Genomic DNA, 22256 nt, shown 5'->3' with positions numbered 1-22256 from the left:
AAGCGAAGGCTACCATGAGCGCTCAAGACCGCAGTAACCGCGACCCGACAATCAACGACGTGGCGTCACTGGCTGGCGTCTCCAAGAAAACTGTAAGTCGGTTCATCAATGGCTTGCCCGGACTGAAAGTGGCGACGCGAGACCGGGTAGAACAGGCGATCGTTGAACTTGGCTATGTCCCCAATCCGCAAGCCCGCGCGCTTGCGCTTGGCCGCAATTTTACGGTGGTCCTGCTGCACGATAACCCCAACGCCCAGACAGTGCAGATTTTCGAGCGCGGCATCCTCGATGCTATCCGGGACAGCGAACTTGGCTTGATGGTCCGTCCGGTGGACCGCAACTCCCCTTCCCTGCTCGATGACATTGAAGCGTTCCTGCGGAAACAGCGGCCTATTGGGGTGATTGTCCTGCCACCCATCTCTGAACGCGACGAGATCGCGGTCGTTTTCCGATCAATGGGTGTGCGGTTCGTTCGCGTCGGGTCAGCAGCGCTTGATGATGATCGTCACAGCGTCACCTCCACCGACAGGATTGCCGTGACTGAGGCCTGTCAGCTGTTGATCGCGATGGGGCACCGGCGGATCGGTTTTGTGCGCGGGCCGCAGGGATTTCGTTCTGCGGCAGAACGCGAGCTTGGTTTTCACGCGGCGCTGGCGGCGGCGGGCATACCCGTGTCCCCAGAATATTGCGCGCAGGGCGATTATCGCTTTGAATCCGGACGCTCGGCCGGGCGACTGCTGCTGGGACTTGATCCGCGCCCGACGGCAATCTTTGCCAGTAATGACGAAATGGCTGCCGGCGTCATGCACGCCGCATTTGAACGCAATCTCCAGATCCCGCGCGACCTTTCGCTGGTGGGTTTCGACGATTCGCCCACCGCCACACATGTATGGCCATCACTGACCACGGTCCGATGGCCGATCCGCGATATGGGCATGCTGGCGGCGGAAAAGCTGTTGGGCGATTTTCTCCCGCAGCGGCGCTTCTCGGGCGATTCCGTCCACTTGCCATCCGAACTGATCGAACGCTCGTCTATCGCGCCGCCGCTATCGGGCGCATAACTGCGCGATCTGCTGCGCAAGGCGTCACTGCTTATCGCATCCGCGCACGCCTCATGGCGAGTTGGTGCTCGTATAACGATGGGGCAGAAACAACCGCCTCGTTCAGCATTTCGGCATAAGGCGCAGGCCGATAATCCAGCATGACCGAGCGATTGCCGTGAAGGCCAACAATACGCGCGCCCGGGCCCTCCAGCCCACTGGTGATACCAACGACCGCGTCATCCGGCACGCTGTCGGGAAACACCAGTTTCAGGTTCCAATGGGTGTTAAACAGCCCATGGCCCGGCTTCCAGTATGGCGCACCCCCGCCTTCCCACAGGCGGTAGCTCCATCCCGAGGCGGTGCGGCGCGGTACCACATGCATCGTGAGTTGATCGAACAGGTTCTGATGGTTCGATCCCGAATGCTGATCGATGATTGCATCGCGGCGCACCTTTGCGCGCAGGAACACGGAGCGGGTCGACCGCGTATTGACACTGACCGGGTGAACCGACGGGTTTTCGACCACGAGATCGCGCACCAGCACATTATGCACAGCACCGACATGGACTGTGTAATGCGCCTTATGCTCACCAGTAGTGCGCACTTTGTCGATGGTTATCGACCCTGCATTGTCCGTCAGGATGCCGCTGTCGGCGTTGCGGATTTCGACATCACGTACCCAGCCGTCGAACAGTCCGGTGAGGTAAATCCCGTTATAGCCCGCCTCCAGATGATGGCCGAACCAGGGATTGTCGGGGAAGGTCAGCCTCATCGCCTCGATTCCGACCGCTTCAAGATGGTGCCATGAAGCGATCACCGCAGGCTGCGTTGGTGAGATGCCATGCAGCAGAGGGTCGCCGATGGTCACATCATTGCCCTTGATCGCTGTGACCCGGGTCGGCTGCGCCACGACTGGCCGGTTGGCGAAAGTCCAGTGATGCGATCCGATCGTGAGCGGGGCCGCGGTCCCCGCTTCGCTCTCGTTCCAGTCAGACAGATCGCCATACATCGAACGCAAGATCCCGCTGTCCGGGCCATCGACCGAATACCATTGGACCTGCACCACCTGCCCGACCTTTAGCTTAGAGGTGTCTTTGACTTTGATCTTCCGGTCGAATTGCTTGCCCAACACCGGATCGGCCAGGACCGGCATACGGCGATCCTTTGCCGGATCATAGGACACCGACCGGTCCTTTTTCGGCCCGACAAGCAGAAATGCACCGGACCAGCTATATTCGCTGAACAAGAAGTTGATGTTCTGATCGGCGTTCACCTCATACTTGTTCTCGCGCCTGAGATAATCGCGCAGCTCATCCTGGCGCATCGGATCGTCGACGATATTCAGCGGCCGGGGAAAATAGAGTTCCGTGCCGTCTGCTCCCGAACCTGCTCCGCGCAAAGTGAAATTGCTGCGTTCCAGCGGAATGACCTCGCCGATCTGGATACGGCCGGACGGCAATTGCAACGTGACCTTGCCCTCAACCGCATCCGCAGCTGCAATCGCGCGCAGCAGCGCCTTGGCGTCGTCCTTCCCGTCATCGGGAACCACCCCGTGCTGGGTTGCGTCGATGATCGTGCCCGTCGCGGTTGGCAAGGGTGTCAGTCCAAAGCCGTAACCGGCATAGCTAAAGTCCGGTTGTCCGCTCCGGGCAGCCTCCAACAGGCGTGGCGAACGGGACGATGTTGCAACGCCGGGCGCAGACGCGACCAGGAGAATCGCAATGGCACCGATGGTGGTCAGGCCCGATCGACTTAACCGTGTCCAATCCCGGAACGCCATACCCCTCAAACCTCTACTCAATCGGCCCCGTCCAGCGGCAGTGCCTCATTTTGAGGTCTAAGTTTTCACTTTTATGCTACCGGTGTCAATCTTCTCCCAAGATATTCGGATAAGGCCGACACCAGTTTCGCCCGCCCGCCGAGCGCGCATCAACCGTGGCTAGTTTCGTCGGTTTCGGGGTCGCTTTCAGAATGGCAGGAATTTTTCAGGATCAGGGCAAAGCCGCAATACCGCTTTCGGGATCGGAGGTAGGGCTGTGCAATGACCGGAAGTGGGTGATTTTGGCCATTTCACCCCGCCCCGGACTTGACCCGGAGCCCCGCTGCTTTCTCGCGTCGGAGCCGGAAAAAGCTGGGTCCCGGGTCAAGCCCGGGACGGGGTGTGGCGAATGACCGAATTGGGGTCGGTTTGCGAATTTCCGCTTTTGGGGACGAACCCCGCCGAAGCAGCCAGACAGGAGTATGGCAGCTCATCACCGGTCAAGTGACAACAGCCCTGCCCTTCCCGCTGGACATCATCGAATAGCAACGACCTTGGCTTTGGCGGCAGCGCCGACTGCCTTCCACCTCTGATCGCTGGTCCACGCTGGCAGACCGTCACGCTGCGCCAGCGCAAGACAGAAGCGATCGCCAAGCGAAAGCCCGTGATCAGCAGTGACAGCCCGCAACCGCCCCGCCAATTGCGCCAGGGCCTTGTCGGTCGGCACAATCGTCATTGGTAGAGGATCGAGCATGGCGTCAACCTCGCGCTCGGGCATGCCGAGATGGATGAAGTGGGTGACCACCTCGGCGTAATTGATGGTGCATATCCGGGCGTCTGCGATCGCCGCGGCGACCTTGTCTGCACCCTTCTCCCCCTTCAGCATGGCGATGAGTGCGGAGGCATCCAATACGATCTCGCTCACTCTCCGCTTTCCTCGCGGCGCTTGGCGAGGAAAGCGTCGACCGACGCATCCGGGTTTCCTTCAGTGTATTGCTTCGCCAAGGCCTGCGCGCGCGCAACAGCCTGAGCGGCCGTTCGCAGCACAAGGCCATCAGGCGTCTCATCCAGATACACCGCGCCGCCACCGACGAGCCCGAGCCGCTTACGGATGTCAGCCGGGAGGCTCATTCGCCCGTTTGGCGTTATATTGACTTGAACTGTCATGTGGACCCCGAAGGCTGCTGAAGTGGTCGACAGCCCTACTCTAGCCAGGATGCTCCGAGAATTCAACAAAATGCAGACTCAGGCACAAGTTGATAAATATGTCTCATAGAGACTTAGATGTCGCAGCGGTCGAAAAGCGCCTCAATGACATATTGTTGCCATTTCGTGCACCTCTCGCAAACGCGATGGCGCCGTGCCGTTGCTTATACGCAAGGGATCGCTCACCGGACACTTTCCCGAGTTCAAGCACGCGTTCCTGATGCTGGGGAGTCAGTCTGCATAACAGAGCACCCCCGCGCACTTGGATGAAGGCACGGAATGGCTTGATCTGGGACAAACCCGTCATAGCACGCGATATGCCGAGCGGCAGCTTTTGTCAGAAGGAGACGTCACCCATCGATGCAGTTAACAGTCCAGAGGGCGATTAGGGATGCGGCGCTGCCAGACGTGCGTATAAGCGTAGTCGGTGCGGTCAGATTCGTTGATCGCCCGCGACAGGGAGGTGAAATTGACTGAAACGGAGCAAGTCTCGGGGGCGGATCAGGAACTTGCCCGGATTGCAGATATGATCGTCGCGCTCACCGATGCGCGTAAGGGCGAACGTCAACCCTATCTGGTGAGCGCGCTCGGGATCGATCTCGGCGAGGACCTCCGGACGCTGAAGCGGCTGACCGGGAAGGGGCTCAATGAATTCATCCAGTCGCAACTAGCTGGACGCGTGACACTGGTTCGTTTCGGCACCCACCGCAATGTGACTGCCATACTGCCTGGAGCCGTTGAGCCTGGCGAGGTACCCGCGCTCGAGACCGTAACGCAGCCTAAGAAGCGCTTTCATTATCGGTTCTGGGCCGCGTTTTCGGTGCCGCTCACGGCTGAAGTGCGGGTCCTCGATCCCGATACTTTCACCTTCGACGACGTCGCTCAGGCCGCAGTGCCCGACGGCGCCTTGACAATCTCGCCGGATGCGATCGCACCGGTCGATGCGCCCAACCGCGATACCGCGATCAAGGCCAATATCAGCGTTTGGCTGGAAAGACATGATTTGCCGGAGGACCGGTTCCTTGCACAGCGGCGGCTGCCACGGACGACAACGCCGTTAGCTCGGGGAGGGACGTCGCTGCTCGATGCGATGATCGCCACACTCGATCGCAAGCAGCTTCAGTCGACCAGCCTCTCGCTCGATGTCGTCGCGACCTTGCTGCGCACCCCGCTCTCCTGACCGACCGCTTCGATGAAGACGGATATTGTCATCGCTGGCCTTAGCGTCCCCGGTTTCGATGCCCTGAAAGCGATTGGCCCGCGCAAATTTGCGCCGTCGGGCGAACTATTCGCCTTGCCTGTCAAGCGTCGCGGTTATTCCAAGCAGCACGCTGGCGGTTATCATCAGGCAATGCGTGACCGGATTATTAAGCTGCCCGAGCCTGAGCGGGTGTCGCTGACCCTGGCGTTCGTAGATTATGGCGACGAGACCACCGCGGCGTTCGTGGATGCGTTTCAACCCTTCGCGCTCGTGCGCCCAATAATGCCGATAACCGACGACTTTGAAAGAATACCGACAACGGCCGAGGTCCGCGGTTATCAGGACTATCTTGCAGGTGAGGCCCAAGAACTGCGTGCTCGCGCGAGCAAAGTCGCCGAATTCACCAACATCCGCAATCTTTCGCCATTTCTTCTCCCCGCTGGCAACTTCGCATCTCGCCATCACCGCTTGATGCTGAATGCCCTGTTTCGCAATCTCGGCACGGTTAATGACGTGACCAAGTTCATGAGAAAGGCGGCCAATAATTTCGAACGCCATCATCCGCGTGTGAGGCCGCCGGAGAGCGATCACAGCTGTTACTCGGACAAGCGTCTCTATTTCTGCAGTCCGGGGCGCGATCGCCACGGTTATTTTCGACACGATGCTCCGGGACATGCTGCGCATTGCGTGCTGTCCGCGCGCAGTCGGTTCGGCGGGAGCTTTGCGCATGATCTCCACTATGACTGCCAGCCCGTAACCCAGCTGGCCGCCAATTATCCCAATTGTCATGGAACGCCGACGCCACCCAAGCCGACCCACGTCAACATCTGTCCGAACGACTATATAATCTGAAAAAGCGGAAGAGAGACTGGTGCCGCCGGGAGCGCATAATGGCTCTCCGGCGGCGAATTTCCGCTTGCTTTGGCAACCTTGGACCGTCTCTCACGAATGATTCATTCGCTCTTGATCAATCCTGCATACCTACGGATCGCACACGGCCATTCTGGAGGCGCCCGGCCGGACGTAGTCCAGAATCTAACCGCAACGAACACGCTCTCATTGATCGCAAGCAACCAACTCGAGCTTCGAACGGCTTTCCAGATAGGCGCGAGGCCTATCCAGTCCACACATATGGGTCGCGCTGCTCGTTATATACGCGCATCCTAGGAGAATACAATCACACGCTTGCCACGTCGTTAATGCGTGCGTGCACTGTGGTACTTGTCACCGTATCTGCGCCGCAACGCTACGTACCGCTGGCTCGCCACACCGCATACGATCGTGTCCCACGGCGTGGTGTAGCTTATCTGGGCTACCGCCGATTTCGGCATCGGTTTGAGCCGGTCATGCGCCAGGCACAGCTGACAGCATGACGATGGGATTGTCGCTGACTGGCGCCATGGTTTCAAGTGTCATGTAGCGTGCCCGCTGGACAGCCCATTCGTCGGATTGTTCCATGAGGATCGCGCCGATCAGGCGGTTGATCGCGCCCTCGTTGGGGAAGATCCCGACGACTTCGGTGCGGCGTTTGATTTCGCCGTTTAAACGTTCGATGGGATTCGTGCTGTGTAACTTGGCCCGATGCTCCTTTGGGAACGTCATGTAGGCCAGCACGTCAGGCTCGGCATCGTCCATCAAAGCGGCGAGCTTTGGCAGTTTTGGGCGCATCTGGTCGGCAACGGAGCGCCATTGCTGACTGGCCGCCTCGGGCGTTTCCTGTGCGAAGGCGGTGCCGATGAACGCGGACACGACGCGCCGACCGCTCTTTCCGGCATGGGCCAGCGCATTGCGCATGAAGTGGACACGGCAGCGTTGCCATGTAGCACACAGCAGCTTGGAGACAGCCGCCTTGATGCCTTCGTGCGCATCGGAGATTACCAGCTTCACCCCGCGCAGCCCTCGGCGCGTCAGTTTGCGCAGGAACGCAGTCCAGAAGGGTTCGGCCTCCGACGGCCCGATATCCATGCCCAGCACCTCGCGGCGTCCATCGCTGTTGACGCCGACCGCGATGATAACCGCAACCGATACGATCCGGCCATTCTGACGGACTTTGACATAGGTGGCGTCGATCCAAAGGTAGGGCCAGTCGCCCTCGATCGGGCGATCAAGGAAGGCGTTCACCTTCTCGTCGAGCTCTTCGCACAGGCGGCTGACCTGGCTCTTCGAAATGCCATCCATGCCCAGCGCCTTGACCAGATCATCGACCGAGCGGGTCGAGATACCGTGCACATAGGCTTCCTGGATCACCGCCGTCAGCGCCCGTTCGGCCATCCGGCGTGGCTCGAGGAAGCCGGGGAAGTAACTGCCTTTGCGAAGCTTGGGGATGCGCAGCTCTACCGTGCCAGCGCGCGTCTGCCAGTCGCGTTCGCGATAGCCGTTGCGCTGGACAAGCCGATCAGCGGACTTCTCACCGTGGCCAGCGCCTGTCAGCCCGCCAACCTCCATCTCCATCAACCGCCCGGCGGCAAACGAGATCATGTCGCGCAAAATATCCGCGTCGGGGGCCTTCTCGACCAGCGCGCGCAAGTGCATCAAGGAATCGGTCATCGTGGTTCTCCAGGTTCGAGCTTCGCAACCCAAACCTATCCGAAAACTGCGGTGACCACCCGCGCTGCTGGCTGGCTGCTACAGCGCTATATCGAAAGCGCGCAGCCAGCCAGCAGCGCTAACCCTCAGAACCTACACCACGGCCGGGGACACGACCCCGCATACAGGCCAAATTGGCGGACGCAGGCCGAGTTTCGAGCGAACGAGCTGGCGGGAGCCCCAAGCGCAGTTCTGATCTCAGGGCAAGCCGGTCCGCGAAACGGGTAGGCTCAGCGTCGGGCGATACACGCGTTCGTGTTGTTTACAAGCTCCTAGCGCAGGATGAATGAGCGGCAGGTTTTTTCGTCATCTTTCAGCCCGCCAAGCGACTGCGGCAGGGATGCATTGCCGACCCGCCGTTTTGCTCGGGCTGACCGGCAGATTTCGGCGCAAGCCGACATACCGAGCGATGGACCAGAACGGCCAATTTTGGGTCGACAGCGGAACTTAGCGAAGCACTTCGACGACGATATCAAGCTCGAGTTGACCCCATGACCGATCGGTGGTCACTGCAACTGCATTGCACGACTTGGCTGCGCTAAGGCAGGCTCGATCCCCCAACGACAATCGGTTGCTTCGCGTCGAGGCACGCAGTAGTCCGGCACACAGAGCCTGACCCTGATCGAACGCGAGTACATCGAAATTCAGCTCGGCAAGACTGGACCTAATGACCTCGTCGGGCACGCCAGCTTCTTGTAGTTTGGCAACAACCTCCGACAAATTCACAGTGCTGATCTGGCTGGAACCAAGCCGCTCTCGAACCTGATCGCCGCCAGCCTCGCCGAGCATCATCGCAAGCGCTGCGGAGGCATCGAGCATGTAGCGTGCATCACTCATTGTCTGCGGCAGCCCGTCGCTCAGCTATCAATTCGTCGGACAAGCTGCGACCTGGCTCGACATACGTGCGCAACTTTGCCTGAACCCGGGCCACAGCCTCCCGATAGGGTCGCACGTGGATTTCGCCATCGACCACTTCGAGTAATACCGTGTCGCCATCGGAAAGAGAGAGCGCACGCCGGATCTCGACCGGCAATTGCAGCCGTCCCCCTGAAACAAGTTTTCCGCGTTGCACGTTCATGGGCCACCTTCCTGTACAATCTTCTGTCAGATACACTTCCCAGGCTCCTGTATCAAGCGAAGGCTATATACATCGAAGAAGAGAAAGGTGCTCGTGATCAAAGCGGATCGCTCACCGGACACTTTGCAGGCACCAGAGGTCAGCCCCCCTATGTTGATGGGCGTGCATTTTTGCGGCAAATTGATCACGGAATTTGGCGCCCAATCTGCCAAAGCTGCAGGGCAGCTTTCGGGACCGCGCTTCGATCCCTCTCATGACCGCAACTGGGTGATGGGGTCGTCTAATCGCGAGCTGTTTGGCAAGCAGTTTCTGAGCTAGCCGTATGCCGGGGTTGAGTAGCAACGGAACGGAAAACCTACATAAGGCGCGTTCTCACGAGTCAGCAATGCCGGTGAAGGGCAGAGCGCGGAAGGTACGCTAAACAACGCTAAGCAAGAACAAGGCGCAAACATCACGCTGCTGGCATCGCAATTGCTCTACCGGAGAAGGATGCTCACCTGACGAGATTCACTTCAACCCCAATGTCAGGCGGCAGCCCTCCCCATGCCCGATCGCATGTCAATGCTGGCAGCCCAAGGCAGCGGGCCAGTGCAAGGCAGCACCTGTCGCCGAGCGACAAACCCTTGTCCGCGGTAAGCGACCGAAGCGCACTCGCTTGGTAAGCCTGATCTTCATCGAGAGGCACAATGCGAATTGGCAGCTCGCGTAATGCCTGCTCAACCTCGTCAGCGGGCATGCCGCCGTGAACGAACGTCGTCGCAACCTCCGCCAGATTGATGGCAGACATTACGGAAGTCGGCAGCACCTGCCTGACAGCGCTGCTGCCGGGCTCATCTTTGAGAAATGCGAGGAGCGCGGACGCGTCGAGCACAGCCTCGCTCATTCGCCGCTATCCGCGCGCCTGTTCGCCAGAAAGTCATCGACCGACGTGCCCGGCAGATCGGCATATTTGGCAAAGGTCGCCTTCACTTTGTCGAGTACCTGTTCAACGGAACGAAGCGTTACCTCCTCGTCGCCTACCTCAACGATCACGGTCCCGCCCTTTTCAAGGCCGAGCCGCTTCCGGATGGCAGCTGGCAGAACCATTCGGCCATTTTCCATCACTCTGACCTCGACCCCCATAAATGTCACTCCAAAGGCCTAATGCCATGAATTGCCCATTAGCACATTGCCCCGCGAGTGCCAATAAATCTCAGTTATGACCCTTCTTTGCCGATGAGGCGCTGCGGCGCCACTTTTCACATGGCCCGAAAGGGATCGCTCATTCGTGACAAATGACCAACACGCTCATCGGATATGCCCGTTGCTCGACCAACAAGCAGGACCTCACGGCCTAACGCTGAGCGCTCAGCTCCACCCGCTGAAAGCGTTTTCAACGACGATCTCGGCGTTTCCCAGACTGAAAAGTCAACGCTGAGCGTGCAGCTTGATGATCCACACCCCAAGCTTGTCAGGGCGCCTCGGGCACGACCCGCAGCTCGACTGGCACCTCGCCAGCAAGGTAGCGCTGGGCGGCGGCCTGAACGTCTGCCGGGGTGATGGCGTCGAGAATGGCGAGCCGCTTGCGCCACCGATCCATCAGCGACGGATTGCTCTGCGCTTCGGCAGCCATGGCAAGCCAGCCCCCGTTCTGCGTTTCGGCCCGCTCGAAATTGGCGCGAACGGGATTGCGGGCACGCTCGAACAGATCGGCAGCCGGTGGCTGGGCGGCCAGTTCCGCGGCAATGTCCCGGATGGCGGCGGCCGTTTCGTCCATCGCTTCGGGCGGGACGGTGGCATAGGCGGCGAAGTAGCCGAACTCCTTCAGGTCGGCTTGCGTGTAGCTGAAGGCTTCGGGGGAATAGGTTGCGCCCAGTTCCTCGCGCAGCTTCTCGGTCAGGCGCAGGCTCATCATGGCGGCCAGCAGATTGCGGGCATACTGGTCGCGCTGATCGCTGGCGTCTGTTGTTGGCCAGCCCAGCACCATGACGCCCTGATCGGCTGCGCCCTTGTGGGTCATGACACGCGGGGTGCGATCGGCGGTGAACTGCACCGGCTCCGTCCCCGCCAGAGTCTCGCTGCGCACCGGGCGCGGGGGCAGCGCGCCCAGCGTCGCGGCAACGGCGCCGATGGCTGCGTCGGGATCGAAATCGCCGACCAGTCCAATTGCCAAGGCGCCTTCCGCCAGCTGCGGAGCGATCACCGCGCGCAGATCATCCAGGCTGACCTGCGCCAGCGCAGCGGGATTTTCGAGCCCGAGCCGCCCGTCTCCACCGGCCATGATTGATCCGAGGCCAAGCGACATGACAGCAAGCGGGTCGGCTTTGATTTGCTCCGCCCAAACCGGCCCGATTCCGGCAAGCTGTGCTGCGGTTTCCGACCGCCAGCCTGTCGCCGTCAGTCGTGCGGCGAGCAGTTCGAGCTGCAATCTCAGATCGGCAGGCGTGGTCTGGCCATCGGCAACCAGCGCGTTGATCTCCCCGTCAAACGGGTTGCTGACCACCCTGCCGGCAAGCACCCGGCGCAGCTCGTCGACATCGTGCTTTTCCAGCCCGTCGATGCTGGCGACCACCGGCAGCAATTCGCGCAGGCCCTCGCGGTCCTTGGGAAAGCGCGCCAACCCGCCGCCGACGCGCATCGAGTACATGACCTTGCCCGGCTCGAAATCCGTTACCTTGAGATTGAGCTGAAGCCCGTTGGCAAAGCGCACGGTGCGAATCCCGAGATCGGCGATTGTCTCGTCTGCCACCACCGTGCCCGGCGCGCCCCATTCGCCATAGGCCCACTGCACCTCTGCCTTCTCGACCGGCGCGGTCACGGCCACAGCGGCGCTCTGTGCAAGCACGGCGGCGATGGTTTCGCTCTCACCCGAGATGGGCTGCTTGGTCGAGACATGCACCACGGTCGGCCCGTCCTGCCACGCCGCGCGGAAAGCTTCGCTGACGGCTTCGGGGGTGAAGGAATCCTTGAGCGTCTCAAGCAGGGTCAGATTGAATGCAGGTGACGTGGGCACCTCGTTGTCGAGGCTGGCCTCCACCAGTTCTTCGGCAAGGTCGGCGCTGAATCGTCCGGCAGCCTGTGCAACCGCGTTGTTCGCACTGGTGATGAGGTTCGCCTTCGCCTCGGCGATCTCGGCCGCCGTAAAGCCGAACTGGGAAGCGCGGCGCACCTCGCGTTCCAGCAGGGCCAGCGTCTCGGCCCACTGACCGTCCTTGGCGACCGCGGACACGCCAAAGCTTTCGGCGCTGCGGAACAGGTCCTCGTCGCTGGCCCCGCCGCCAAGCAGCGGCGAATCCGGCGCAAGCGACAGGGCATTCAGGCGATTGGTCAGCGCGAATGCGGCCATGGCACGCAGATAATCCTCGCGCGCTCCGGCATAGGTGTTGGCATAGGGCTCCCACGCCGAGATGCGTTGCAGTTCGACGAACTCGGGGATCGCCGGGTCAACGAAAGCCGCAATGGCGGGCGCGCCGGTGCCGCCGGGAAGCGGGCTGCGATAGGCCTCACGCGCGGGGCCTTCGCCCTGCCAATCGGCAAAGCTCGCCTTGATGCGCGCTTCCATCGCCGCGACATCGAAATCGCCCACGATGGCCAGCGTGGCGCGTTCGGGGCGGTAATAGGCGTCGTAGAAGGCGCGCAGCTGCGCCGGGGTGATGTTGCGGATCCGCTCTTCGTCCGCGCGCACCCTCTCACCAATCCGGGAGCCGGGCAGCGCAGCCTGAAAGAAATGCGCAATGCGGCGACGGTTCGGATCGTTGCGCACCTGGGCTTCGTTGAGGATGATGCCGCGCTCGCGATCGACCGCTGCCGGATCGATGGTCAGCTCTCCCGCCATCTCGCGGATGACCTTGAGCGCGGTGCTCACCGTTTCGTCATCCGTGCGCGGCAATTGCAGCTTGTAGGTGGTGTAATCCAGCCCGGTTTCGGCGTTGGTATCGGCCCCGAAAGCAAGGCCGAGCTTTTCCAGCATGGGCAGCAATTGGCCCTCGGGAATGCCTTTCGAGCCGTTGAACGCCATGTGCTCGACAAAATGCGCAGCGCCGTTTTCGGCATCGACCTCCTCACGCGCCCCCACTGCCACGGTGAAACGGATGGCGGCTTCGCCCTTGGGATTGCTGTTGCGCTTGATCGCATAACGCATACCGTTGGGCAGGCGGCCGAAGGTGATGTCGGGATCCGCCGGAAACTCCGATTCCGCAATGCCCCACGCCGGAAGACCGCTCGCCTGTCCATTGGTGACAGGCACCGGCTGCGGTGCTGCCTCCTGCGCAAGAACACCAGAGGGGGCAGCAAGAACCAGAGCTGCTGTCACTGCAAGGCCGGAAACGGCACGATGAAAACGGATAGTGGCGCGACCCATCACAACTCCTCCAGAAAATCTCCGACAATCATAATGATGCGGACTTTGAGGGGTTCCCGTGCGATGAAAATCAGGCTGGCACTGCGGCGCCTGCCGCTCATCCGGTCCTCACCAAAGCAGACCATCGTCCGACCCTGCACGAACTGCCATGGGTCGGGCCGGTGCGAGGTCCCGAGAGCTTTCCCGCAGTTCACCGGGGATTTCGCCAGCGGCCGACCCTCTGAATAGGACCGAGTGTGGTCATGTTTTGCGTTGAACCCAGTTTACGATTGTTCGTCAGATGGTTATCCTGCCGATAATGCGTTCGCATGGCATCAGACTAGCAATTGCCCTCGCGGGATTATGCATGGCCCCAGCAGCGGCACAGGACGCCGCGCCTGAGGGGACGACGATCATAGTCAGTCCGCCCCTTACGGAAAAAGAGCGCAAAGAGGAGCTGCGGGAGTTTACGAAGGAGATCGTTCAACCGCCGCGCATGCGCCACCCGGTCGCAAAGTTCTTCTATCCGATTTGTCCGCAGGTGCTCGGCCTCGCCGCCGATGAGGCTAAGGCCATCGCTGAACGTATCCGGGAGAACGCCCGCGCATTGGGTGTCGGTGCGAACACGGATCCGGCGTGCTTACCCACTCTCAAGGTTGCCTTCATGGCACCAACGGCAGGCCCATCACAGAGCTGGCTGTCTGCCGAATCCAAACAGCTCGCGCATCTGGCGATTTATGAGCGCCAGCGAGTGCTCGCCGAGAGCGGGCCTGTTCGCGCATGGAACCGTGTCGCCGTCCGCGATTTCAATGGCCAGCGCATCGAGGTCGGCCAGATGATCAGGATCGAGCCCTATGGCCGGAATGATCCGATCGTCACGACCGAGATCACGGGAGCAGCGGTGCTGATTGCCCGCCAGGCGGCTGAGGGCTTCACGTTTGCCCAATTGGCCGACTACATCACAATGCGAACGCTGATCGGAACCGGGGCGCCATCAAATGAAGCAGGCGTTCCAGCCCGCACTATCCTCACCCTGTTTGACGAGCCGGACCCGCCAGCAGAGATGACCTCGTTTGACCGGGCATTGGTGGCAGAACTTTACAACGCCTCACGCAATTCCGCGCCTCGCCGCATTTACAACGACATTGCCCGCGCTGCTGTCGAATCCGAGAGGATTGCAAGGGCGGAGCCCGAAGCGCCCAAACCCTAGGCTCAGGCCCCATTAGATCGCTTGTGCTGGAGACAATCGGTTGAATGTGCCTTGCACGCCTTCGGCTCCAATGGCGGCGCTGAGGAGGCGCTGCTGTTGTCTGAAGTCTGGATGTTGAGCGAGGCGCAGACGCGCCGGATTGAGCCCTGTTTCCCGTTGTCGCCGGCATCCCGCGGGTCGATGATCGGCGGATCGTGAGCGGCATCATCTTCGTTATCAGGAACGGGCTGCGCTGGCGTGATGCACCTGCCGGCTACGGGCCGCACAAGACGATTCACAACCGGTTCATTCGCTGGAGCCGCCTCGGCGTGTTCAACCGGATCTTCGCCGAGCTGGCGGCCAAGGACAGCAAGCCCGATCAGCTGATGATCGATGCCTTCCCCAGGGCCAAGGCCTTGCTCGCCGATAGGGGTTATGGTGCCGACTGGTTCCGGCATGCACTGGCCGAGCGCGGCATCACTACCTGAATCCCATCAGAGACAAACCACAAAGTGCCCATCCCGCACGATGCAGCCCTCTATCGCAAGCGTCACAAGGTCGAGAACATGTTCGGCAAGCTCAAGGACTGGCGACGGATCCACACCCAATATCACCGCTGCGCCAACACGTCGGCTTCGCCGCCCTTCGGGTCTTGTCCGCCATCTGCATCGCTGCAACCGTCATCTTCTGGCTGCCACAATCGCTCATGAGCCTAACGGCTGATTAGGTGTGGCCTCCAAATACCGGCTCGATGCGTAGCATCGCAGCCTTCAGCCGGTCTGGGAAAATGCGCCTGAATGTGGCTGGGCGATCAGGCCGCCTGCAGCACGTCGCGGGCCTGATCGGGCAGCTTTGCGATGACCGACAGATAGGCGCTGGCGGTGGCATCCGGCTGACGGCGGCCCTGCTCCCAGCCCTTCAGGGTAGCGAGCGGGATATGGTAGGCGCTGGCGAAGGCCTGCTGCGACAGGCCGAGCCCTTCACGGATCGCCTTCACGTTGGGCACCTCGATCGTGTGGACGCGCGCGACGGTGCCCTTGCCCTGGGCATGGGCCGCGGCTTCTTCCATCGCCGCGATCAGCTCCTTGCCAAACTCCGTCATCGCCTGTGTTCCTTCAATCCACTGTGGCCTTGCTGGTCGCTGCGAAGGCGGCCACCGTCTTCTTCTCGTCCTGCGTCAGGTCCGTTGCCTGCGCCTTGTCATAGGCCAGCAGCAGGTAGAGCGGACAATCGGGGCGATAACACCCGCGCCCCGCCACGCTTGCCGCTGCCAGGCCGGCCCCAGCGCATCTTGCGCACCCTGCCCGTGCCGGGGATGACATCGCCCGCTTCCGGGTTATGGGCGACATGATCGACCAGCGCGGCCAGTTCCTCCTCGCTCCATATCTTCGCTGCCGCGCGGGCGAAGGCCTGCGTCTCGGCAACGGTGATCGGGCGGTACTGCACGCGCCGTCTGTACGTCAATGACGCCTAGAAGGCAATCCCCTCTCTCAGCCGCTTGCAGCGCCGCGCCCATACGCGCAGGTATCTGAAAACGCTCTTTGACAGCCGCCCGCGTCGGCACTGAAAACCGCCTTAAGGGCAAAACCGGCCCGGACCCGATCCGCGCCAACGCGTGTGCGCGTGAGGCGCTGCACCGCCTCAAGAAATTAGCCGTCCTATGACGGAACCGCGTCAAGCGGTTCAGTTCTAGGCATCGCGCATCTGCATGGTTGGCTAGCCAGCATCCGGGGTGCGCCTTAACCGGTGCATCACTTTGGCTAGCGTCGGTTTCTGCCCGGTCGCCAGCAAGCTGGCGCGAAACAATCGACCCACAAGCACAAGTTCAACCATGATTGCCAAGGCAAGCACCACGGCTGAACCGATCAGTTCCCATGCCTCGATTCCCGATCCCAACCGAGCCAGCACTGCAAATGGCGTCCACAGCGGCACCCATGTGAAGATCTGGACCATGATCCCGTCATTCCCGGCAACCACCGCCTGCAAAAGGAAGGTAATGGGCAGCAGGATCGCAAAGAGCACTGGCATCATGTAGCCCTGCGCCTCGCTCATCGAATCTGCCATCGAACCGATGGCCACGAAGATTGCCGAGACCATGATGTAGCCTGCCAGAAAAAAGAAGATGATCGCCGCAATGATGCCGGGCGACGAGATCGGCTCCAGCGCAGGCCGGATCATGTCGGCAATGACGCCCTGGGTTGCATAGGCGGCCACACCGGCGCAGCCCACCCACACCGACAGCATCATCAGCCCGACGACGAGACCGCCTAACAGCTTGCCATACATCAGTTCTTCGGGGCTGATGCAGGCCAGCAGGCTTTCTATCAGCTTGTTCGAACGTTCCTCCACGGAACCCTGCAGCATCCAGCTGCCCGACAGGATCAGGCTCATCATGAGAATATAGGAAAGGGCAATCGGCACGGTGGAGCGCACCAGAAGAACGTCGCGTGCACCGCCTCCGGGCGGAGGGGAGTCGATGGTGATGGTCGGCGCTATGGTCTGGACCAGTGTCGCGCGCTCCCCCGTCACCCCGTCTTCAGCCAAGAGGCGGGTGCGCAGGTCGCCTGTCAGCACTTCCTGCAGCGTAGAGATGAAGCTCCCGCGAACATCATCTCCCGCATAGATTCCGATTGCGCGATCCGCCGGATAAGCTTCGGGAATCATCACGATGATTTCAGGGTTGGTGTCATCCGGGTCATCAGCGAACAGGCCGCGTGCAGCGGCAGAGAAGGCATCGCCCTGGGAGGACAACAATGCGGGCGGCGGTGGGACAAACTGGTAATCGTGGGTCGGAATCTCGAACCGGGGCACACCGTCGGGCCGAACCGTCTCGATCTTGGCCAGCGCGGCATCGATCCCACCGCTTGCCTCGAACGCGACGAGGTCGTTTGTCGTGTACCAGCGGTTCTGCCTGGCCCACACAGCGTTGCGGTCGGCAGCCTCAAGATCATAGCGCTGGACGTAGCGCGACAATTCACGCAGCAGGTATTGGGTTTCGTCAGCCGTGAAACGCGCCTCGAGCGCCTTGGCTGCGCCCGTGCCCGAACGGTCGATGACGGCAACCCGCGTGGAATCCGTGTCCGCAAGGGTTTCTCCCAGCAGTGGCCCCATTGCCAACGCTACGGGCAAGATCAGCAATGTCAGCCAAAAGCTGCGCATCTTGAGGATCTGAGCCATTTCGCGCCGGGCAATGAGCCCGATATTGGCGGTGTTCATGGCTTGACCTCCTCGGGGCCGACAAGCTGGACAAAGACATCATGCAGGCTCGCCTGCCGGTGGTCCCAGCGCCGCAAGGCGATACCCTGCGAAGAACAGTGCTCCAGCACCGTGCCTGGATCGATGCCGGGCGCTAGGGTCAGCGTCCATTCGCGCCATTCCTCGCCGCCTGCACCTTCACCGGACACGGCGACTGCTGACATGACGCCGGGCAAGACGGATAGATCAGTCTTGGTGATAGCGATGAGAGTGGCCGGCAGCTGCGCGCGCGCTTCTGCGATCGTACCTTCAAACCGCTTGCACCCCCTCCTGAGCAGCAGCAGCCGGTCGCACAGTCGCTCGGCGTGCTGCATCACGTGGGTCGAGAAGATCACCGCCGCACCGCGCCGGGCGGCCCGCAAGATCTCGGTTTCGAGAAGCCCCTGATTGACCGGATCGAGACCGGAGAACGGCTCGTCGAGCATCAGCAGTTCCGGCTCGTTAATCAGCGCAGTGGCCAACTGCACCTTCTGCGCCATTCCTTTCGACATGTCGCCGATCCGGCTTTTCGCCCGTTCGGCCAAATCGAAGCGTTCGAGCAGTTCCATCCCGCGGCTGCGGGCAAGCGGTTCGCGCAGTCCCTTCAGCCGCCCGAAATAGACGATCGTATCAATTGCCGACATCGCGGAATAAAGCCCGCGTTCCTCGGGCAAAAACCCAATCGCCGACGTCGCACGGCGATCCGGCGCTGCCCCGAAGACTTTGATTGTGCCCGACGTCGGACGGATGATGTCGAGCACCATGCGCAAGGTCGTGGTCTTGCCGGCGCCGTTGCCTCCGAGAAAGCCGAAGATCTCGCCGGCGGAAACAGCAAAGGACAGATCATCAACCGCAAGCACGGTGTCGAAGCGCTTGGCCAGATGGTGGATTTCAAGGACTGACATGATGGAGGGTTCGGCTTTCTCTGGTCGGTCGCCGCCATGAAGCCGTCGGGGATGCCGACAGCAGGCAAGATACCGAAAGCCTTGTAATTTCTTGGCACAAGGCCGCAAGGGACTTCTGATATTGTCGGCCATGCCAGATAAATCGCCGTGCCGTTTCCGCTCACGTCTGGTCACTGGCGGCGTGGCGATGCGGTCCCGAAGACTGGCCGGCCGCTTCGACGGGATTCTCGCCAGAAGCCGGCCACAAGGAAGCGGCCAGCGGCCCTCCCCTATGGTCAATCATGTCACGGCTTGTGCGCGCAGAAGCGGGATCAGGGTTCAGGATTTCATTCTTTGCGCCGCAGGGTCGGAAACGAGGCTATCGTGTTGCGCCTGTGCTGTTCGAAATCCACGGCCGGGGTTCATCGATAGGCGGATAGACCTGAAATTAACCTTCATCCCGTAATCCTCGCCGGAACGATTGACGAGATTTGGATTATGGGTGTCATCTCCTCTCAGCCTGCGCCTGTTGCTGAATCTCGGGCGGCCGCCGATGACGGTGGGGAGCGCCGGGTCGAACTGCTTTCTCAGCGCTACTTTCTTGAGAACATCGCCCGCTGGCAATTGGCCAACCTGCTTCCGCTGGCGCTCATTGCTCTATGCAATCTTGGCCGGCCCGGCTTTGGTCTGACCTTGTGGATTGTCGCCGCCAACGCGGCTTGCATGGCCGCAATGGGGGGTGTTTGCGCGCGCCTGCGCACGCATGATGATCCTCCCGCTCAGCACCGACTCTGGCATCTCTATCAGGGGATGGCGTTCGTGTCGGGAGCGTTGTGGGCCAGTCTGATGTTGCCGGTTGCCACGACGCTGGGCAAGGATATTGCGTCCACTTTCGTGTGCGTCATCATCATCGCCACTGTATCGGTGACCAGCATGGTGATCGCCACCCGGAGGAACGGGTTCATCGCCTTCGGGGCCGGATTCTTTGCGGTTCTGCTGCCGCAGACACTATGGTTTATCGACGTCATCGGGCCGATCCCGCTGATCGCAACGGTCTTCTTTATTCCTGCTTTGTGGAGCCTTGCCAAAGCGGTTTACACGCAGGACCGTTCGCTGATCCGGACCCAGCTGGAAAAGGAAGACCTGGCAGCAGAGCTGACGCGCGCATTGGAGCGGGCGGAATATCTCGCCACGCGCGACAGCCTGACCGGGCTGTACAACCGGCGTGCGTTCGAACAGGTGGCGCAGAGCCTGCGGGCGGCATCGGATAGCGGGCCGATCAGCCTGATCCTGATCGATCTCGATCATTTCAAGGCAATCAATGACCAGCATGGCCATGCTTGCGGCGATTGCGTGCTTCAGAAGGCTGCAGAGCTTATCCTAGAAACCGTACGGCCGGTGGACGTTCTGGGCCGCGGGGACAGTGCGGTCGCCCGCTGGGGCGGGGAAGAATTCCTGCTATTGCTGCCTGAGTGTTCCTTGCCAATGGCCGTCCTGGTGGCCGAGCGCCTGCGCCAGCGACTGGCCAGGCTGACCGATCCTTCCTGGCCGCCCCACTTGAAGGTTTCGGGATCTTTCGGGGTTGCGTGCTGGCGCCCCGAAGTCACCTTGCACCACTGCATTAACGAGGCCGACCAGGCCATGTACCGAGCCAAGCAGGGCGGCCGCAACCGGGTGGTTGCTGGTCAGGGGGCCAAGCTGGAAGCGCCTGCACCCGGCGATGAGAGTGCCCGCACCGCCACGGGCTGAAGCCCACTCATCGTGCTGCGCGCATCATCCCCCAGAAGCGCGGGCCTTCGGGCACCTGCCAGGTCTTTACAACTTCGAACCCCAGCGATCGGTAGAGCGCGAGATTGTTCACATCGGCTGTTTCGAGCCATGCTCTGGCCCGATCCGCGTCGGCGCGTGCCAGTCCGGCGCGGATTGCCGCGCCGCCGAACCCCTTGCCGCGGTGCTGTGATAGCGACCCTGCATAACGCAGATACCAGCAACCCTGAGGGGGCAGGTTCGCTTTGATCAGATCAGCGACGGTGGCCGCGCGTCCGATCGCGGTACCGAAGGCCAGGAGGTAAGGCAGCCGCGTGCGCAAGGCTTCCCAGCGACCTTCGCGCATTTGCTCCGGGCTGCGCCATAGCGTTACTGCTTCGGCCTGATCGGTCAGGAATACCGCGCCGGCTCTTGTGTCTTGGTCGAAGGCGATACCGAAGGCGCGCATCAGTGCGCGGCTTCGTGCCGCGTGATTGGGGAGGATGAAGGAAAAGGCAGGCTCATGCGCGAAGGCTTCAGCCAGCGTGGCAATAACGGCCTGCCTGTCATGCGCTGAGGCCACACGGCAGGTAATGTCCGCGCGGGTGACTTCTGAGGTTTTATTCCCGTGGTTCATGGACATGGACGCCGGAAAAGAAGGTTGACACTGTCAACATTTTAACCCACCAATTGACAGTGTCAACACGCGAGAACCGACTATGCTGCGCTCGTTCCTGAATGCCGCTGCTGCCCTGAGCACCGCCCTGTTGGCCACACAGGCTGCGAGCGAAGATGTGATCGTGATGGTATCGGGCGTTGAAGGACAAAAGGGCGATGTCGCGTGCCGTCTCTACAACAGCCCGCGCAACTTCCCGTTTGGTAGGGGCACGGCAGGAGAGGATCGGACCAAGCGCGCAGCAGGCGCTGCCGCCTGTGTGTTTCGCGGACTTGCGCCAGGCAATTACGCGCTGGTGGTGGCCCTGTTGCCTGAAGGTCAGGCCGACATCACCCGCGACTTTCTCGGGCGCCCGCGCCAGCCTTGGGGCGTCTCGAACAACATCCGCCACGTGATGCGGCCGCCGCGCTTTCACGAAGCTGCCTTTACGCTCGAAGGGGGCAAGAGCCTGTCCCTTACGATCGCGCTCGCAAAGTGATGATTTGCGACCACGCCATGACCGGTGCGGATCTTCGCAAGGGATGCCTGAGTGAGGCGCTGGCGAACGTCAGCTCAACCCGGGTTCAAAGGCTGTCGCTGCGTGAAGCAGGCCGCCCGATCCGGGTCTTGCATGATGCCGCCTGGCGCTGCTTTGCCAGCGGCGATCACGTGCTTGCCGAAATCGTCCGGCGGACCTGCACCGATCGCGCTGCGGCGCTGCCCAGCCCGCCGACAACGACGACCTGGCCTCAGATAATCTCGCAATGGGCATGGCCTGTGTCGCGTTCGCCTTGCAGAGGGTCCGAGCGGCAGTGGGCAGGGACATGTCGGGCACATAAGCGCAGGAGGGATCGCAATGACGGGTGTAATGCAGGGCCGCTGGACGGCCCAAGCCGAGGAAGGCTTCGTGGTGTTCATCATCGGGATGCGGATCAACCGCTGGTGGATGGTGCACCGCTGGCTGCCACTGATCCTGGCGATGGCACGGATGATCCGCGAGCTATCGCTCCAGCCTGAACGGGGCTTTCTTGGCGGCAAGACCTGGTTCGGACGCACCATCGTTCTGATCCAGTATTGGCGCTCTTTCGAGGATCTCGATGCCTATTCCAAGGCGAGGGATCTTCAGCACCTTCCGGCTTGGGCCGATTTCAATCGCAAGGTCGGCAATGACGGGACAGTCGGTGTCTATCACGAAACCTACCGCATCAGGCCCGGGGATTATGAAAATGTCTTTGTGAACATGCCACCGACCCTGCTGGGCGATTGCGCGACGCTGATCGAGGCCAAGGGCGCGCTTGCCACGGCCAGAGGGCGTATTGAGCAGGTCTAGCCGGCGACTGACAGCAAGGCTTCCCCA

Annotated in this window: 22 protein-coding genes and 1 pseudogene; 9 read left to right on the top strand and 14 right to left on the bottom strand. The window is 61.3% G+C overall.

The features are described from left to right. Positions 1 to 14: 14 nt before the first annotated feature. Complete coding sequence (locus CHX26_RS09420) at positions 15 to 1061, top strand: LacI family DNA-binding transcriptional regulator (protein ID WP_104942144.1); 1047 nt, start codon at positions 15 to 17, stop codon at positions 1059 to 1061. A 31-nt stretch (positions 1062 to 1092) separates the two neighbouring features. Here CHX26_RS09420 and CHX26_RS09415 read toward each other — a convergent pair whose 3' ends face one another. The 3 genes from CHX26_RS09415 to CHX26_RS09405 all read right to left on the bottom strand — a co-directional run bounded on the left by CHX26_RS09415 (position 1093) and on the right by CHX26_RS09405 (position 3969). Further along, complete coding sequence (locus CHX26_RS09415) at positions 1093 to 2823, bottom strand: hypothetical protein (RefSeq protein WP_146107703.1); 1731 nt, start codon at positions 2821 to 2823, stop codon at positions 1093 to 1095. 514 nt (positions 2824 to 3337) lie between these two features. Beyond that, on the bottom strand, positions 3338 to 3727 hold the full coding sequence (locus CHX26_RS09410; protein WP_104942142.1) for a type II toxin-antitoxin system VapC family toxin: 390 nt from the start codon (positions 3725 to 3727) through the stop codon (positions 3338 to 3340). After that, positions 3724 to 3969 carry an AbrB/MazE/SpoVT family DNA-binding domain-containing protein gene (locus tag CHX26_RS09405; RefSeq protein WP_066525588.1) on the bottom strand — a complete coding sequence of 82 codons (246 nt, stop codon included), beginning with the start codon at positions 3967 to 3969 and terminating at the stop codon, positions 3724 to 3726. Before CHX26_RS09405 ends, CHX26_RS09410 begins: the two co-directional genes overlap by 4 nt. 508 nt (positions 3970 to 4477) lie before the next feature. Between CHX26_RS09405 and CHX26_RS09400 the strand changes: the two genes are divergently transcribed. Both CHX26_RS09400 and CHX26_RS09395 read left to right on the top strand, forming a co-directional pair. Further along, positions 4478 to 5188 (top strand): hypothetical protein, encoded by a 711-nt coding sequence (locus tag CHX26_RS09400; RefSeq protein ID WP_146107702.1) that lies wholly within the window; start codon positions 4478 to 4480, stop codon positions 5186 to 5188. A 12-nt stretch (positions 5189 to 5200) separates the two neighbouring features. Further along, positions 5201 to 6061, top strand: coding sequence for a hypothetical protein (locus tag CHX26_RS09395; RefSeq protein ID WP_104942140.1), 861 nt, complete (start codon positions 5201 to 5203; stop codon positions 6059 to 6061). 492 nt (positions 6062 to 6553) lie between these two features. Here the strand turns inward: CHX26_RS09395 and CHX26_RS09390 are convergent, their stop codons facing one another. The 3 genes from CHX26_RS09390 to CHX26_RS09380 all read right to left on the bottom strand — a co-directional run bounded on the left by CHX26_RS09390 (position 6554) and on the right by CHX26_RS09380 (position 8873). Beyond that, positions 6554 to 7756 (bottom strand): IS256 family transposase, encoded by a 1203-nt coding sequence (locus CHX26_RS09390; protein ID WP_104941947.1) that lies wholly within the window; start codon positions 7754 to 7756, stop codon positions 6554 to 6556. Between the two features lie 486 nt (positions 7757 to 8242). Next, positions 8243 to 8632, bottom strand: coding sequence for a type II toxin-antitoxin system VapC family toxin (locus CHX26_RS09385; RefSeq protein ID WP_104942139.1), 390 nt, complete (start codon positions 8630 to 8632; stop codon positions 8243 to 8245). After that, complete coding sequence (locus CHX26_RS09380) at positions 8625 to 8873, bottom strand: AbrB/MazE/SpoVT family DNA-binding domain-containing protein (protein ID WP_104942138.1); 249 nt, start codon at positions 8871 to 8873, stop codon at positions 8625 to 8627. Before CHX26_RS09380 ends, CHX26_RS09385 begins: the two co-directional genes overlap by 8 nt. 87 nt (positions 8874 to 8960) lie before the next feature. Here CHX26_RS09380 and CHX26_RS15685 point away from each other — a divergent pair, with 87 nt between their 5' ends. Then, entirely contained in the window at positions 8961 to 9191 is a 231-nt protein-coding gene (locus tag CHX26_RS15685; protein ID WP_146107701.1) for a hypothetical protein, read from the top strand. Positions 9192 to 9366: 175 nt separating this feature from the next. Here the strand turns inward: CHX26_RS15685 and CHX26_RS09375 are convergent, their stop codons facing one another. The 3 genes from CHX26_RS09375 to CHX26_RS09365 all read right to left on the bottom strand — a co-directional run bounded on the left by CHX26_RS09375 (position 9367) and on the right by CHX26_RS09365 (position 13212). Continuing rightward, complete coding sequence (locus CHX26_RS09375) at positions 9367 to 9756, bottom strand: PIN domain-containing protein (protein ID WP_104942137.1); 390 nt, start codon at positions 9754 to 9756, stop codon at positions 9367 to 9369. Then, complete coding sequence (locus CHX26_RS09370; RefSeq protein ID WP_104942136.1) at positions 9753 to 9995, bottom strand: AbrB/MazE/SpoVT family DNA-binding domain-containing protein; 243 nt, start codon at positions 9993 to 9995, stop codon at positions 9753 to 9755. The genes CHX26_RS09375 and CHX26_RS09370 overlap by 4 nt, the downstream gene beginning before the upstream one ends. 328 nt (positions 9996 to 10323) lie before the next feature. Beyond that, the gene (locus CHX26_RS09365) at positions 10324 to 13212 is read right to left on the bottom strand and encodes a M16 family metallopeptidase (protein WP_104942135.1); all 2889 of its coding nucleotides are present in this window, start codon (positions 13210 to 13212) and stop codon (positions 10324 to 10326) included. 346 nt (positions 13213 to 13558) lie between these two features. Between CHX26_RS09365 and CHX26_RS09355 the strand changes: the two genes are divergently transcribed. Both CHX26_RS09355 and CHX26_RS09350 read left to right on the top strand, forming a co-directional pair. Then, a complete protein-coding gene (locus CHX26_RS09355; RefSeq protein ID WP_104942133.1) occupies positions 13559 to 14401 on the top strand; it encodes a hypothetical protein in 843 nt (280 codons plus the stop codon). Positions 14402 to 14497: 96 nt separating this feature from the next. Further along, a pseudogene (locus tag CHX26_RS09350) lies at positions 14498 to 15107 on the top strand (transposase). Between the two features lie 84 nt (positions 15108 to 15191). Here the strand turns inward: CHX26_RS09350 and CHX26_RS09345 are convergent. The 4 genes from CHX26_RS09345 to CHX26_RS09330 form a co-directional block, all read right to left on the bottom strand. After that, positions 15192 to 15482, bottom strand: a complete 291-nt coding sequence (locus tag CHX26_RS09345) for a helix-turn-helix domain-containing protein (RefSeq protein WP_104942132.1) — start codon at positions 15480 to 15482, stop codon at positions 15192 to 15194. Positions 15483 to 15580: 98 nt separating this feature from the next. Continuing rightward, on the bottom strand, positions 15581 to 15826 hold the full coding sequence (locus CHX26_RS09340) for a hypothetical protein (RefSeq protein WP_199797825.1): 246 nt from the start codon (positions 15824 to 15826) through the stop codon (positions 15581 to 15583). A 270-nt stretch (positions 15827 to 16096) separates the two neighbouring features. After that, positions 16097 to 17596, bottom strand: a complete 1500-nt coding sequence (locus CHX26_RS09335) for an ABC transporter permease (protein ID WP_104942131.1) — start codon at positions 17594 to 17596, stop codon at positions 16097 to 16099. Further along, complete coding sequence (locus CHX26_RS09330; RefSeq protein ID WP_199797824.1) at positions 17593 to 18651, bottom strand: ABC transporter ATP-binding protein; 1059 nt, start codon at positions 18649 to 18651, stop codon at positions 17593 to 17595. Before CHX26_RS09330 ends, CHX26_RS09335 begins: the two co-directional genes overlap by 4 nt. A gap of 345 nt (positions 18652 to 18996) precedes the next feature. Between CHX26_RS09330 and CHX26_RS09325 the strand changes: the two genes are divergently transcribed. After that, complete coding sequence (locus CHX26_RS09325; protein WP_104942129.1) at positions 18997 to 20247, top strand: GGDEF domain-containing protein; 1251 nt, start codon at positions 18997 to 18999, stop codon at positions 20245 to 20247. Positions 20248 to 20254: 7 nt separating this feature from the next. Here CHX26_RS09325 and CHX26_RS09320 read toward each other — a convergent pair whose 3' ends face one another. Beyond that, positions 20255 to 20881: a GNAT family N-acetyltransferase gene (locus CHX26_RS09320; protein ID WP_104942128.1), complete on the bottom strand. Its 627-nt coding sequence runs from the start codon at positions 20879 to 20881 to the stop codon at positions 20255 to 20257. Between the two features lie 82 nt (positions 20882 to 20963). On the opposite strand from CHX26_RS09320, the gene CHX26_RS09315 reads away from it, so the two are divergent. After that, positions 20964 to 21398, top strand: coding sequence for a DUF2141 domain-containing protein (locus CHX26_RS09315; protein ID WP_104942127.1), 435 nt, complete (start codon positions 20964 to 20966; stop codon positions 21396 to 21398). 357 nt (positions 21399 to 21755) lie between these two features. Further along, positions 21756 to 22229, top strand: coding sequence for a DUF4188 domain-containing protein (locus CHX26_RS09310; RefSeq protein ID WP_104942126.1), 474 nt, complete (start codon positions 21756 to 21758; stop codon positions 22227 to 22229). The last annotated feature ends 27 nt before the right edge of the window (positions 22230 to 22256 follow it).

The sequence above is a fragment of the Porphyrobacter sp. HT-58-2 genome (assembly GCF_002952215.1).
In the GTDB taxonomy this organism is placed as follows: Bacteria; Pseudomonadota; Alphaproteobacteria; order Sphingomonadales; family Sphingomonadaceae; genus Erythrobacter.
This window is presented reverse-complemented; position numbering and strand designations above follow the sequence as displayed.

Coding starts and splice junctions, on each gene's coding strand:
- CHX26_RS09315 (WP_104942127.1), top strand. CDS start 20,964: ATGCTGCGCTCGTTCCTGAATGCCGCTGCTGCCCTGAGCACCGCCCTG.
- CHX26_RS09330 (WP_199797824.1), bottom strand. CDS start 18,651: ATGGCCGACAATATCAGAAGTCCCTTGCGGCCTTGTGCCAAGAAATTA.
- CHX26_RS09335 (WP_104942131.1), bottom strand. CDS start 17,596: ATGAACACCGCCAATATCGGGCTCATTGCCCGGCGCGAAATGGCTCAG.
- CHX26_RS09345 (WP_104942132.1), bottom strand. CDS start 15,482: ATGACGGAGTTTGGCAAGGAGCTGATCGCGGCGATGGAAGAAGCCGCG.
- CHX26_RS09320 (WP_104942128.1), bottom strand. CDS start 20,881: ATGAACCACGGGAATAAAACCTCAGAAGTCACCCGCGCGGACATTACC.
- CHX26_RS09390 (WP_104941947.1), bottom strand. CDS start 7,756: ATGACCGATTCCTTGATGCACTTGCGCGCGCTGGTCGAGAAGGCCCCC.
- CHX26_RS09310 (WP_104942126.1), top strand. CDS start 21,756: ATGACGGGTGTAATGCAGGGCCGCTGGACGGCCCAAGCCGAGGAAGGC.
- CHX26_RS09380 (WP_104942138.1), bottom strand. CDS start 8,873: ATGAACGTGCAACGCGGAAAACTTGTTTCAGGGGGACGGCTGCAATTG.
- CHX26_RS09420 (WP_104942144.1), top strand. CDS start 15: ATGAGCGCTCAAGACCGCAGTAACCGCGACCCGACAATCAACGACGTG.
- CHX26_RS09395 (WP_104942140.1), top strand. CDS start 5,201: ATGAAGACGGATATTGTCATCGCTGGCCTTAGCGTCCCCGGTTTCGAT.
- CHX26_RS09415 (WP_146107703.1), bottom strand. CDS start 2,823: ATGGCGTTCCGGGATTGGACACGGTTAAGTCGATCGGGCCTGACCACC.
- CHX26_RS09370 (WP_104942136.1), bottom strand. CDS start 9,995: ATGGGGGTCGAGGTCAGAGTGATGGAAAATGGCCGAATGGTTCTGCCA.
- CHX26_RS09405 (WP_066525588.1), bottom strand. CDS start 3,969: ATGACAGTTCAAGTCAATATAACGCCAAACGGGCGAATGAGCCTCCCG.
- CHX26_RS09365 (WP_104942135.1), bottom strand. CDS start 13,212: ATGGGTCGCGCCACTATCCGTTTTCATCGTGCCGTTTCCGGCCTTGCA.
- CHX26_RS09355 (WP_104942133.1), top strand. CDS start 13,559: ATGGCCCCAGCAGCGGCACAGGACGCCGCGCCTGAGGGGACGACGATC.
- CHX26_RS09375 (WP_104942137.1), bottom strand. CDS start 9,756: ATGAGCGAGGCTGTGCTCGACGCGTCCGCGCTCCTCGCATTTCTCAAA.
- CHX26_RS09325 (WP_104942129.1), top strand. CDS start 18,997: ATGGGTGTCATCTCCTCTCAGCCTGCGCCTGTTGCTGAATCTCGGGCG.
- CHX26_RS09385 (WP_104942139.1), bottom strand. CDS start 8,632: ATGAGTGATGCACGCTACATGCTCGATGCCTCCGCAGCGCTTGCGATG.